Origin of the sequence: Spiroplasma endosymbiont of Poecilobothrus nobilitatus (assembly GCF_964030655.1) — a bacterium.
GTDB lineage: Bacteria > Bacillota_I > Bacilli_A > Mycoplasmatales > Mycoplasmataceae > Spiroplasma.
The window spans coordinates 887,455-900,353 of record NZ_OZ034915.1 but is presented as its reverse complement, the minus strand read 5'-3'; the positions used below and the strand labels follow the sequence as shown (position 1 = coordinate 900,353).

Below are 12,899 nucleotides of genomic sequence, written 5' to 3'. Positions count from 1 at the left end.
TTTCTAAATTACTCTTTTTCTTTCAATGTGTAGACCAGTAATTGTTCCGTCCGTCCCACCTGTGCGTATATCAAAAATTCCGTCATCGTCTAATTCTACACGATGAGAAAATTTATTTTCTAAATCAAATGATCCAACAGTTATTTTTCCTATAAAATTTTTGTATGTTGATAAATAATAATTATTTTTCATACTTGTTTTAATTCAAATATTGTATTTATAATTTTCTTTATCTCAATCTTGTATTTGATAATCATACCTTGTTTTATCTAAATCACTAGTATCAACAATTTCTCAATCTGAAATATTTGTTTTTCAAACACCGTTTTCTTCATAAATAGTATCATTATCAAATGGAACTATTAATTTAATATATTCGTTATAATCAATTTTAGAAAAATCATCAATAGTTGGATAAGTAATATTTATTGAATTATCTGTTTGTAATCGTTCTTTTAAACAAAATAATAATGTTGGATAAAAAGTTTTTTTACTAATATGTTTATATTCTTCTTCTCGTGGATTAGCATAATTATCTAAACTATAATTATAAGGTCTAGATACTGTTTTACTAGATATAATATCAATTATTTCACCCGCTAATTTTAAAGCATTTTTAACATCACGAGTAATATTTTCATTAGCTTCTGGATCATTAGTTTGTGAATAAGCAACTCCACCTCGTGAAAATGAAGCACTACCAGTTAAATCATTAACTCCTTTTGATAAATATCAATTAATAACTGCTAATAAACAAGCAGATTGAATATAACTTAATCATTTATCATATTCAATTAAACTAGTATTATCTTTTTTAACTCAGGGAAATAAATCTTTTTTATTTATTTTATCGGAAATTGTTCCACCCGATAATCTATCCATTCATAAACTAGTTTTTAAAATAGCATTGTAAATTAAATTATCATTATAAGCAGATTGCTTATGATCATTAATAGGTTGTCAAAGTTTACTTTTTTTAACATCTTCAACTGTTATAAATAACAAATTACTTAAATTATTTTCCATATAAAACACCCCTTAATTGATTACGATATTTATTTTTTAAATTAGATGGTTTATAACTATTAATATTTATTCGTTTTTTATTAATTTCCTTAATAGATTTATTAACCTTATAAAATTTATTATTAACTGGTGTTTTATATAAATTCTTAATATTTTTAACATCACTTCGGCGTTTTCGATACCATTTTTTATTATTAATTTCACCAGCAAAATTAAAATTAAAATGCCCAATCTTTAAATTATTAATAAACTTTTTAATTTGATTTAATTTTTGAATAGTTGGTAATGTTAATTTAATATTTCCTTTTGGATATTTTTCTTTTATTTCTTTTGGTAATCGTTTTTTAATATAATCTCTTAAATGACTAGGTAATCATTTTATTAATCAATAACGCCAAAATAAGGTTCCTGCATTAGAAACAGCATTACTTAATAATTTTCATATTTCAACTGGAACACCAGGATAAACATAAGGTCCATAAAACTTAGGTTGTTTTGCTGTTTTTGTATATATTAAAATAGTTAAATTACCTTTTAAAGTTAACTTATTTGTAATATTAAACATACCACTATCAAGTCAACTACTATTTAAAGGTTGTCAATTAGTATTTAAATAATTTTCATTTTTAAATTGTTCTCTATTTTTAATATTATTATCTTTTTCTAATTGACTTAATATTTGTTGTATTTATTTTTTATGACCTTTTTTAATTAAATCTAAATAAGTAAAGGGATTTAATCGCTGATAAATATCTTCAACTTTATTTGTAATTTTATTATATTTACTAGTAATATAATTAATTGGCTTTAATACATTATTTTTAACTTGATTAACTCTATTAATTAAATTAACAAATTTACTTATTAAAGGTTTATTTTCTAAATTAGTTACTAATAAAGTTAAGATTCGTAATATTAATAAATTCATTTTTAAATTTAAACTTCTTTCATTAATTTAATAATTTTATTTTATAATTTATAAAATTTTAAGTTTTCATTTACAAATTAAATTATTTTTTTCACCAGTAAACAACCCTTTGCCCTTATTGGTTAAAGTGATTTTTAATGTAAAGGTTGCTGATAAATCTGAACTGGGTAATTTAACTTTTCTACCATCTTGATTGGTAAAAACAATATAATATAATTCTAAATTGTTAAAATTTATTTGCTGTTTTAATTTTTTAATTAAAGTTAATTTAAATAAATCAATATTTCTATTTGTTTCAAATGCTACATTTTGTAATTTACTAATATCTATTCGCAATGGCGGGTTTACTTCTTTTTTGCCGCATGAATATCAATATTCATTCCGTCACTCTGACCAGCAGCGTTATTTTTTCCACGAACAACAACCGATACTTGTTTTGGTGAAGACATATCTCCTGGAGGATTTGGTGTTAAAAGATTAATTTCAAAATCATTTTCAGTTAAGCTATTTTTAATTTTTTTAACTTCAATTAATGTATTGGGAGTTAGTGCCTCTATAACTTCTCTTGTTTGTACTTCTGTTGGTTCTTCTACTTTAAATTCTTTTGGGGCTGGTATTTTTGGTAATATTTTTAAATCTGGTTTTGATGGGTCTGGATTAGGATTAATTTCATAATCAATTGGAACTCTAAATGTTTTGTTTAAGTTATCATATGCCTTTTTAATTTCATCTTGTGTTGGTTGTTTTTCTAGAATAATTTTACATGTTTTAGGATATAAAATAGTTGGTGTTGCATATTGCACTTTGCCAATTCATTTCGGGTTAGCAGTATCATTATCTAAAACTTGTTGAATAGTATCCATATTAATTGGATATGCTCAAACTTGTTTATTAATAATTAAACCATTTACATTATTAAAATTATAACCTTTATCGCGGTTAACTTGTCCTTTTGTATATGTTTTTTCTAAATGAAAACTTTTTGATACTGGAATTCCCATTGCTGCATTTTCATATAATTCACCATTAACCATTGCTTTTAATTGCGCTTGTGAACCAATTACTTTTAAATAAGCGGGTGTTAATTTTAAATATGCACGTCGTCCTAAAACCATAAACATTTTATCTGTTGGCAAACCAAAATATAAATTACTAATTTGATTTGTTAATTCAATCAAATTTTCATTCAATGTAAAGAATGCTTTATTTGCATCATCTGCATTTTCTGCTGTATAACTACGAAATGGAATTACTTCATATTGACCATCTGCTAAACAATAATCATAAATAGCCTGAATTAATTCACATTCTAAATTAACAAATTTATTCTGTACAACACTAGAAATAGCATCAGCAATAACACCATTTTTAATATTTTGTTCTATTAATGCTAAATCAAATGCCCCATTCATTAATTTTAAATTAAATCTCTTATCAATAGGAACTGGAATTCTTGTTAATCCCATAGTTTGAGTTGTCCCGCCATTTGGTAAAGTATAATCATTTTGTCATACCACACACGATGAGTTAAATTATATAATGCTTGTCCCGCATTTGGTAATCAAGCAACTTGTTCTGCTGTTGCTGTTGCATATTGCATAATACTTGCATATTCGTTATATAAAGGTCCGCGCAATAAAGCATTAACCATATCAACATATGCTTTTTGATCTATTGTATTACCTTGTAATGTAAAAGGTACTTGTGGCAAATTAATTGTTGCCATAATATTCACTCCTTATTATCTAAGGTTTTTAAGTGTATAATCAGTTAATTTTTTAATTTCCTCAGGTGTATAGGCACCTTTTTCTTTAATAGTTTCAATTTCATCATTCTTATTTTCAACCGAATTTCCAATCATTTCTTTAATAAAATTAGCAGGTGAAACTGATGGTTGTTCTTGTACAAACAAATCAGGTTTTAACTCTTTTAAAGTTTGCATTTTTTCAGATAAAGAACTACCACTAACTTTATTTAAATTAGTTTTAATATCTTCAATTTTAGTAGTTGGAACATCTTTAAATGCTTTTAATTCATCTAATTCATTAGCAACTTTTAAATACTCTTCTTTTTAAATAGTATCTTTTCGTTTTTGTATACCGTCAATAATTTGTTTTGTTTCATTATGAAATTCATTTAAAATATTATCTGCTATTTTTTCACTTAAACCTTGTTCTATTAATTGTTCTTTTGTAAGTGCCATTTTATAAACCTCTCTTTTTTTATTCTTGTTCGAATAACAAGTCAGCATAAGTCTTTTTAAGGCGGAAAGCATAAACCGTAAATTACTTTTTTGTTAAAAGGATAAACCATTACAAATATTATATACTATTATTTTACTAATGCAAATATTAATATATAAATAATAATCTCTCACTAAACTTAATATATTTGATTGCTAATTTGCCCCTTAAAATGTGTAAAAAGAGTTATTTTTAAAGATAAAATTATTAAAACAATTTATAATTTTGCTTGTATATATATAATGCAGATAGATCTTGATAAAAAGTTTCAAGGTTAAGAAAAGGAGAAAAACAAGCATGAAAAGGTTACTTAGTTTATTAAGTGTATTAACTATTAGTGGAAGTGCTGTACCAACAACAATTGCTGCTAGTCCTTATCAAAAACAAGAAACTAAATTAGAAACGAATGAAGTAATTTTTGAAACAGATAAATTTATTTATAAAAAAATACATAAAAATGTTTCGGCAGATCTTTTTAAAAAATATTATATTGATAGTAAAGACAATATTTACTTTGTTGATATACACTGAAATTTTTATAAATTATTTGCTGGTTCAAACACAGTAAATAAAATTGATGGAATTAAGGGAAATATTAGCAAAATTAAAATTGATAGTAAAGACAATGTTTATATTATAACTAATGTAGATGCATATAAATTATCTGCTGGTTCTACAAAGGTAATAGGAATTGACGGAATTGAAGTTACGGGTATTCATAATTATATTAATTCAATTGCCATCGATAGCATAGATAATTTTTATTTTGCAACAAATAATGGTCTTTATTTGTTAAAACAAAGTGAAACATCTGTCACTGAAATGGGCGATACTAAAAATAAAATCATTGTTAGTGATATTGTTATTGATAAAAATGATAAATTATTTTTAATTAATGGGCCAGAAATATATACTTTAGAAAATAAAATAAATTATAGAATTCAACACTTGGAAAAAGATTATAAATTTTTAGGACATGATTATTTAGAAATTTATTTTGATTTTAATATTGTCCATAAAATTATAAATATTTTTATAAATAGTAAAAAAGAAGAATTCATAAAAGAATTAAAGGAAATAATTAATCATTTAAATAAAGTAGATCATAGTGGTTGAGGCGGATCAATTACAGAATCAGATGAAAATACAATTGTTAATTTTATTTGACAACATTTTCCATATTTTCATGAAACATATAAAAATATGGCAAAAAATCAAAAACTTATTATAAAAACAAATACAATTGGTTATTTCGATAATGAAAATGTAAATAATAGCATTTATATAAATTAAATATGAAAAAATTATTAAGTCTTTTAGGTGCAATATCATTAGTAGGAACAAGTACAACCAGTTTAGTTTCTTGTAATACACCACAAGAATATACAACCAAAGAATTAAAAGAACTAAAAAAAAAGAATAAAATAAATACTACTAACCAAGAAATCAGAGACAATTTAGAATGAATAGCACCACAAGAAAAACCATTTAATACAGTTGACAATAAATGATATTACATAATATATAAGGATAATTCTAATAATATAAAATTATCAAAAAGAATAAATAATAATCCAGATGTTAATATTAAATTGCCATGGTCTAATTTATGAATAAAAGTTTATCGTTGAAATGGTGAAGAACAAAATTTACCTGACTTAATTGTTGATAATGATGGTAATGTAAAAGTTAAGGGAGAATAAAAAAAGAGATTTTAAAAGACTGCACCCCGTTTAGTAAGTATTAATAAAAAAGGTTTATAAACTTTTATTTATTATATCTTTTTCTTTATCTTGGTTTAAATGTAATTTTAACTGAGTTATCACTTTTGTTTCTAATACCTAATACATTTGGATTAGAAACATCCATTTTTATATCTTTATCATTGCCTCAATATTTAAAATATTCTTGATTTGGGAATTTTTCAATTCCAATACATGATAAGTTAACAAATAATATTTTTGAAAATCTAATTTTTAATTTTACATCATTAGTATAATATGTTTGTAAATAAGTTTCTTTAATTTTATTACTAATTAAATTATTATAATCTTCATTTGGAAGATTTGTTATTTGAAGCAAAAAATTAATACTATACTTTTTATCATTTATATAATAAGTATTTTTATAACCTTTTTCAGATAATCCATTAGTATATGCAGTAGCAAATGTTTGAATATCATTTACTTTTATATTATCAGTATATAAAGTTATTGTATTTTCAAAATTAACTTTATCTGTTTGTGAACGACCACTTTTGTATAAAGTTATATTTGTTAATGAACCACCATCATTATTACAACTATTAACCCCTCCCGATAAATTAATATTTCTATTAGGAATAAAATTTTCGATATCAGGTGGTCCACATTCAACTTGTATATTATTAAGATTACTTATTTCTATTATTTTATAAGAACTAATAAATTTATCTATACTTTGAATTGTTGGGTCAATTTGTTTTAAATCAATTTCAGTTTCATAATAACCTTCATTAAATTCATTATTAAATAAATTAATAAAATTATTATCATTTACATAACCGCTATTAGTGCATTGTGCTGGTGCGGTAATTTTAGTTTTTAGTGTTTGTACTACACCAGCAGGCATAATATCTTTTGTATATGGTTTATAGTTATATGGAACTGGCGGTAATACATATTTAGGATAATTAAAGGTTGGTATTTCATAATCATGGGGTAATAAGAAACTAGTTTTATAATTAGTTGTCATATCTCGTAAATAATTATTTAATGTGCTTTTTGTTTTACCTCTGAAACTCCATACTGATAATCTTAAATAATCTTCTTCATTATTAGTATATGGGTTATCAGCATAAAAGATAATTTCAAAATTACCTTTATATAGTGCTTGGATTGAAAACATATCAATAATATAACTACAATTTGTCCCATCTGCTGTTTGCAAGAATTCTAGATCATTATCTTGTTCACTATTACTAACTGGTGTTTGAGTATCAAGTGATTTGGTTTTTTCATTAATTAAATAAACTCGGTTAGTTTTTTCATTTAATTGTTTTAAATTATAAGTTGAATAAACTAATTCTTTTGTTGGTTTACCATCCTTATTTAAAATAGTACCTTTTAATTTATCGGTTAATAAAGTAGTAAACCCTAAACTAGTAGCATTTGCTCCAAAGATAGCACCAACTTTGTCATTACCTTGTTCTCTAAATATTTCAAATGGTAAATAACCTTTACCTTTGGCATTATCGCCTCAAAATGCATCATTATAAAAACTATAAATATTAGCGCTCATAAAACCATTAAGTCATTGAAAATTAGGTCAAGTTTTTTCATCTTGGTTAATTACTCATCCTCAGGGAACACCAAACGAAATAAAGTTTAATAATTTACCAACTCCACCTGGTATCGTAAAAGGATTAAATACTAATTTTTGTGTATAGTTTAAAGGTAATACTGTAATTTGACGATTAATAAAATTATTCATATTTAAAATATCTCAAATATTACATGCACCCATTTTATTATATTCAATTTGAACTTGTCCTACTGTATTACCAAATTCATCTTTTCTTCTAAAATAAGATGATGCTTGGGTACTGATGATATTATCAACTGTACCACCATTTACTTTTATTTTGCTTGGTGGTGTTATTTTTCAATCTTTAGACCAATAAAATTTAGAATCTTTATCTTCTTTATGAATATTTCTACCAACAGTAGAATTAGTTGTTGATGTAGTAGAAGGGTCAGTTATAACAATACCTTCACTATTTTTTTGCTTTCAAAAATCATATCTACTTTCCATATCTGTTTTTCAATCTTTATAACCAGTTATCATAGTTGGTTGAATCCCTTGAATGTTATATCAACTTACTTCGGGTGAAGCACAAGTGTTTATTTTATCAGGGGGAGCAGGAAACATGTTATACATTAATAAATCGCGTGAATTAATTACTTTTTTATTAAATTGACCTTTAATAATTGGCCGCCCAATAACTGGCATATCAAAAAAGATCGGATTACCATAAAATTTAACTGCCATTGCTCTAACACCCGGGTCTTTTAATAAAATATCATCTAATTCAATAATTGCCGTATTTGTCTTTTCATCATAAGTTATCTTAGGAAAACAATAGCCTTCACCTGGTGATGATGTTTGAATAAACTGTCTAACAGATAAACCACTATTACTAATTTTGTCATTAATACTTGAAAAAGTAATTTCTTGTCATAAAAAACTACCATCTCATGGCGAATAATAATTAATAACATTTGATGGATATAATCATTGTCTATCTTGGGGTGCAGTATTTATATTACCACCACCAATATTTAAACCACGATCATTAAATACAGTATATAAAAATTATAATAATCATTAATATTTAATTTATTTACATCTTCATCTAAAATTAATAAAGTATATTGTCTTTCGGTTAATTGCTGTGTAAATACTTGTTCAAATTTGGATTCACCAAATTGAATTGAACTTCTATCATCAATCATATAAGCATCTCAATGTTTACCAACTTTAACTTCTTTTGTATAAAAGTTATTCGCTTTATTACCGTTATTAATAAAATAACTTAATTTATATTGGTTTAAGTATTCTAACATTTTATTAATATCATAAATATTTTCACCATCAATTAATTTTCAATAAACATTGCTATTTTCATCTTTTAATTTCATCACAAAAGGCGTTTCATTATTTGCTCAGATTGTTGAATTAACTGGTTGTTTATTAAAATCATCAATTTTTAATAATTTTATTTCTTCACCTTTATATTTTTGAACTATTTTTAAACTATTTTGCCATTGAGCAATAGTACTTTCCATGTTATCAAATATTCTTGAATAACTACCATAATCACTTGGTTTAGCATTGTTAGGTTTTCAACCTGTTTCAGTATCAGGAATATATGAACTATAAACATTAAAAGGAAATACCATCCAATGTCGATTATCTCGTATATTTTCTCTGATATCTATTAAAGTATCGTGGGCTTGTCTTCTTAATTATTCTATAACTCCTGGGTTAATTCTACTCATTTTTTAATTATCCTTTATTTCTGTTCTACCTTGTAAGGCGTTTTGATTATTACCAGTTTCATCATATTCCATTAATTTATTATTATGTTCTATTTCTTTGGCTTGCATTTTATCTTGTCATGCTTCTACTTTTTCAAAATATTTAGTTGCTTCTAATTCATCAATATTATCATATTCAGTTATGGCTCTAATTGGTTCCATTGTGCCATTATCTAATCTAGCAGTAATTAATTCATTTTGTCGCATTTGGTCAACCAAACTAGCACTAATAAAATCAAAACCATAGGGGCGTTCACCATTTCTATCTAATAAACCATAATATTTTAAAACTGTATCAAACATCTTAGTATAATATTGCTTACGGATATGCTTGTAAATATGCTTGTTTTTCTAAGTCTTTTGTCTTAGTTAATAATGATTGTGTTTTATTTTGGTCATTATCTGATTTATCACCAAATGGACTAGAAAAATGACATGCTAAATATACTTGTTCAATAATTGCTTTTTGATCTTCCGTATATGTTTCTAAAGTTGGGGTACCTTGTACTACTTGTAAAGATTGTGATAATTTACCATCTACTGCTGATTGACCTGACTGAATAAAAATATCATCAAAAGCATCTTGTAATACTTTTTTATTGCCTTTGTTATAAGCGGCCATTAAATCATCATCTAATATCCCATATCAATGCGTACGATTTGCTCATCTTTCTTTTGATTTAATATTAAAACTATCTTCTAAATCAAATTGTAATTTATAACAATTATCCATAGTAGGTCATGGGTTTAATGTAGTTAAAGTAGATAAAAATAAAGGATTAGGTTCATTAATCATTTCCCAAAAAGGGACTATGCCTAATTTGTTTTTAAATTCTTGTACTAAAACAGGTTTAACATCATCTTTAATTTGTGTTTTACTTTGTCCAACAAATACCTCATTATTTTTGGGTCAACCTTTAATAACAATTTTATCTTTTGTACAAATTAAATTTAAAATAAAACCACTATCTGATTGATGATAATTTAATCAAATATCAGCACCTTGTTCAATTTCATTTATTTTGCTTACGCGTGATGTAAAGTTAAAAGGGTTAATTCATAAATCAATATTACCATCACTAGTTTCTAATAAACCAAAAATAGTTTTGCCCATTAAACTTTCGGTTAATTCATTTTTATCTAATTTTTCTTTTATTTTATAAGTTTCATATCATCAATTTAATTTTTCTAAAATGTCTTTACGATGAGACTTAAATAAAATATCTTTACCATTTACTAATCGCATTTGATGGCGAGCAATAATATTTGTTAAATTAATTGTTCAATCATAATTATAAAATTTTAAAACACTATTAATATCATTTAAGTTTTGTAAACTAGGGAAAGTATTATTCATTGTTATTTTGCTCCTTTAATTTTAAGATAAGTGCATAATTAATAATATTTACTGTTAATAAATTTGGTTCATTTGCTAAAACTTGAACACATACTTTAACTTTTTGATATTGTTTAATATATTCGTTATATAAATTTAATTTACATATTGCGATATTATCTTTTTTTAATTCTTGACAAAATATTTTTTTAACTTGTCCACAAACAGACATATAAGGTCTTTTTGCATTTATTACACGCTCATCATGTATTACATAAATATCTTTTTTCATTAAGTTATTCACTCCCTTTGTTGTCATAATTTATAATCTGCTGAACTATTATGTTTAACCATCGGTATTAATTCAAAGTGTAAGGCATAAAAATCACTATCAAATGTATCATCGTATAAGTCCAACATTCGTTCTTCTCTGGCATCTGGTTTATCTTCTCATTGAATTAATTCATATTGGGTTTTACTTACAGGACATTTTTTTCATAATCATTTTAATTGATTAGTATTTATTAACATAGTAAATGCCTCTATACGATGTTTTATTTTAAATTTTTGTTTTTGTTCTTGTTTAAATGTCATGTATTGACCAAAAGAGTAATTATATTTCTCTCGATTTAAACTTTGCAATGTTGAATATGCACTATCATCAACATTAATTGATATTCCTTGTTGTATTAAATTAAAATATTTATTTAATTGATTATTATAAAACTCTAAAATATCTTTTACTTGTTCTAATTCAGTTTTAAATTGCTGAGTAGCATTTGAATGCGTATATTCTGCCACTTTATATGCTTTTTTATCAAATGAATTATATATTCAGAAACTTGCTGCTGTTGTATGTCCCTTAGGACTTGTAGCATTCGCAATATCAACACCACATAATAACTTAGCTGGTTGAATAATATCTGTTGCTTGCATAATATCAATATATCGCGCAAAGATTGACCCACTAGTATTGCCCGGTAAACCTCAACTTCATACTCTTGCTCTTTCAATATCTAATTGTTCTAATCTTAATTGTTCATTAACTTTTTCTTGTGGTAATTCATAATTTAATCTTCAACTAGAATAATGAATAATAATTTTCATATTTCATTTTTCTATATAAGTAATTTGTTCATATTTACTACGCATTATTTCTTCATTAAAAGGTAATAATTCATTACAATAACCAACAATATATCTTTTTAAACTTTCAGGATTACAGGTATTAATTGTTATTTTATTTTGATAACCACGAATAACAAACTATAAATCACTTAAGTCTTTTTGTTGAAATTGATCACATTCTTCTCTTCAATCAATAACTAATTTATATTTATTCAAATCAGCAAAGGCTTTTAATTTTTCTTTCCTACTTGGTGAATGTAAACATTTACAATATATTTTGCTACCATTTGATAAAGTAAAAGTAAAATTAGATAGATTAATAGTATAAGGAATATTATTTTCATCTAACATATTTCATATATTTTTAAATACACTATCTTTTAAATCTTTACTCCAATACATACTAGCAATGATACAAATTGGTTGTTTAATTAATAAACTAATTTTTAATAATTCACCAAACATTTTAATATTTGATATAGTTTTACCACTATATCGTGTTCCAATTTGATTAATTTCATTAACTAATTCATATTTTTTAGCAAACGGATATTTATTACCAATACTACTATTTTTTAATAACCAATAAGGAGTTTCTAGCAAATAAGTAAAATGATTAAGCATTATTATCACTTTCTTTTTTAATATCTCTAATATCAGTTTGTAAATTAACAATTATTGGTTGTTGATTATTTAAGTTTAATTCTTTTTCAAGTTATTTTTCTTGTAGTGAATATTTATAATTAAATGCACGCTGTCAATATAATTTAGCACCATCAGGTGGACGCATCATATATTCAATTATTTCACTTTCAATCCTATTAATTTGTCTTTCAATTAAAGGGACTATCTTTTCGCTCGCATAAGTATCATATCTTCACTTGCGAGAAAGATTGAATTTATTGGTTAAATCGTTCAAAGTATAGGGAATATTAGGTTTCTTATTGGCTCAAAATTCATCTATTTTACGCTTAAATGTGATTAAACTTGCTGTTTTTGGATTAAATTCTTTCATTTTTTACTCCTTTTTGCATATTAAAATTGCTATTATTTAATGAATATGATTAAATAAAAGAGTATAAAATTCTGTTAAATATACAAAAGAACTCTCACAAGTTCTTTTTTATTATCTATATTTTACACCAAAATAAAAAAAAGTA

At 24.5% G+C, this 12,899-nt stretch carries 18 protein-coding genes; 2 read left to right on the top strand and 16 right to left on the bottom strand.

All coding sequences use genetic code 4. The features are described from left to right. Nucleotides 1-3 precede the first annotated feature (3 nt). The 8 genes from AAHM76_RS05280 to AAHM76_RS05245 all read right to left on the bottom strand — a co-directional run bounded on the left by AAHM76_RS05280 (nucleotide 4) and on the right by AAHM76_RS05245 (nucleotide 4,157). Complete coding sequence (locus tag AAHM76_RS05280; protein WP_342255624.1) at nucleotides 4-1,026, bottom strand: hypothetical protein; 1,023 nt, start codon at nucleotides 1,024-1,026, stop codon at nucleotides 4-6. Continuing rightward, nucleotides 1,016-1,591 (bottom strand): hypothetical protein, encoded by a 576-nt coding sequence (locus AAHM76_RS05275; RefSeq protein ID WP_342255623.1) that lies wholly within the window; start codon nucleotides 1,589-1,591, stop codon nucleotides 1,016-1,018. Before AAHM76_RS05275 ends, AAHM76_RS05280 begins: the two co-directional genes overlap by 11 nt. A 123-nt stretch (nucleotides 1,592-1,714) precedes the next feature. Beyond that, on the bottom strand, nucleotides 1,715-1,954 hold the full coding sequence (locus AAHM76_RS05270) for a hypothetical protein (protein ID WP_342255622.1): 240 nt from the start codon (nucleotides 1,952-1,954) through the stop codon (nucleotides 1,715-1,717). Nucleotides 1,955-2,002: 48 nt separating this feature from the next. Next, a complete protein-coding gene (locus tag AAHM76_RS05265) occupies nucleotides 2,003-2,290 on the bottom strand; it encodes a hypothetical protein (protein WP_342255621.1) in 288 nt (95 codons plus the stop codon). A gap of 8 nt (nucleotides 2,291-2,298) precedes the next feature. Beyond that, nucleotides 2,299-3,420 (bottom strand): hypothetical protein, encoded by a 1,122-nt coding sequence (locus AAHM76_RS05260; RefSeq protein ID WP_342255620.1) that lies wholly within the window; start codon nucleotides 3,418-3,420, stop codon nucleotides 2,299-2,301. Further along, nucleotides 3,411-3,680, bottom strand: a complete 270-nt coding sequence (locus tag AAHM76_RS05255; protein WP_342255619.1) for a hypothetical protein — start codon at nucleotides 3,678-3,680, stop codon at nucleotides 3,411-3,413. Before AAHM76_RS05255 ends, AAHM76_RS05260 begins: the two co-directional genes overlap by 10 nt. A 15-nt stretch (nucleotides 3,681-3,695) precedes the next feature. Continuing rightward, nucleotides 3,696-3,896 carry a hypothetical protein gene (locus AAHM76_RS05250; RefSeq protein ID WP_342255618.1) on the bottom strand — a complete coding sequence of 67 codons (201 nt, stop codon included), beginning with the start codon at nucleotides 3,894-3,896 and terminating at the stop codon, nucleotides 3,696-3,698. A 129-nt stretch (nucleotides 3,897-4,025) separates the two neighbouring features. Continuing rightward, entirely contained in the window at nucleotides 4,026-4,157 is a 132-nt protein-coding gene (locus AAHM76_RS05245; RefSeq protein WP_342255617.1) for a hypothetical protein, read from the bottom strand. 337 nt (nucleotides 4,158-4,494) lie between these two features. Here AAHM76_RS05245 and AAHM76_RS05240 point away from each other — a divergent pair, with 337 nt between their 5' ends. Both AAHM76_RS05240 and AAHM76_RS05235 read left to right on the top strand, forming a co-directional pair. After that, entirely contained in the window at nucleotides 4,495-5,490 is a 996-nt protein-coding gene (locus AAHM76_RS05240; protein ID WP_342255616.1) for a hypothetical protein, read from the top strand. 2 nt (nucleotides 5,491-5,492) lie between these two features. Continuing rightward, on the top strand, nucleotides 5,493-5,900 hold the full coding sequence (locus AAHM76_RS05235) for a lipoprotein (RefSeq protein WP_342255615.1): 408 nt from the start codon (nucleotides 5,493-5,495) through the stop codon (nucleotides 5,898-5,900). 85 nt (nucleotides 5,901-5,985) lie between these two features. Here the strand turns inward: AAHM76_RS05235 and AAHM76_RS05230 are convergent, their stop codons facing one another. The 8 genes from AAHM76_RS05230 to AAHM76_RS05195 form a co-directional block, all read right to left on the bottom strand. Next, a complete protein-coding gene (locus tag AAHM76_RS05230; protein WP_342255614.1) occupies nucleotides 5,986-8,226 on the bottom strand; it encodes a hypothetical protein in 2,241 nt (746 codons plus the stop codon). Nucleotides 8,227-8,516: 290 nt separating this feature from the next. Continuing rightward, entirely contained in the window at nucleotides 8,517-9,137 is a 621-nt protein-coding gene (locus tag AAHM76_RS05225; RefSeq protein ID WP_342255613.1) for a hypothetical protein, read from the bottom strand. Between the two features lie 102 nt (nucleotides 9,138-9,239). After that, nucleotides 9,240-9,578: a hypothetical protein gene (locus AAHM76_RS05220; RefSeq protein WP_342255612.1), complete on the bottom strand. Its 339-nt coding sequence runs from the start codon at nucleotides 9,576-9,578 to the stop codon at nucleotides 9,240-9,242. A 16-nt stretch (nucleotides 9,579-9,594) separates the two neighbouring features. Next, complete coding sequence (locus tag AAHM76_RS05215; RefSeq protein ID WP_342255611.1) at nucleotides 9,595-10,632, bottom strand: hypothetical protein; 1,038 nt, start codon at nucleotides 10,630-10,632, stop codon at nucleotides 9,595-9,597. Further along, nucleotides 10,625-10,903: a hypothetical protein gene (locus AAHM76_RS05210; protein WP_342255610.1), complete on the bottom strand. Its 279-nt coding sequence runs from the start codon at nucleotides 10,901-10,903 to the stop codon at nucleotides 10,625-10,627. The genes AAHM76_RS05215 and AAHM76_RS05210 overlap by 8 nt, the downstream gene beginning before the upstream one ends. Continuing rightward, nucleotides 10,903-11,763 carry a PBSX family phage terminase large subunit gene (locus tag AAHM76_RS05205; RefSeq protein WP_342255609.1) on the bottom strand — a complete coding sequence of 287 codons (861 nt, stop codon included), beginning with the start codon at nucleotides 11,761-11,763 and terminating at the stop codon, nucleotides 10,903-10,905. Before AAHM76_RS05205 ends, AAHM76_RS05210 begins: the two co-directional genes overlap by 1 nt. A 114-nt stretch (nucleotides 11,764-11,877) precedes the next feature. After that, on the bottom strand, nucleotides 11,878-12,363 hold the full coding sequence (locus AAHM76_RS05200) for a phage terminase large subunit (protein ID WP_342255608.1): 486 nt from the start codon (nucleotides 12,361-12,363) through the stop codon (nucleotides 11,878-11,880). Between the two features lie 91 nt (nucleotides 12,364-12,454). Then, nucleotides 12,455-12,754, bottom strand: a complete 300-nt coding sequence (locus AAHM76_RS05195) for a hypothetical protein (protein ID WP_342255607.1) — start codon at nucleotides 12,752-12,754, stop codon at nucleotides 12,455-12,457. Nucleotides 12,755-12,899 lie beyond the last annotated feature (145 nt).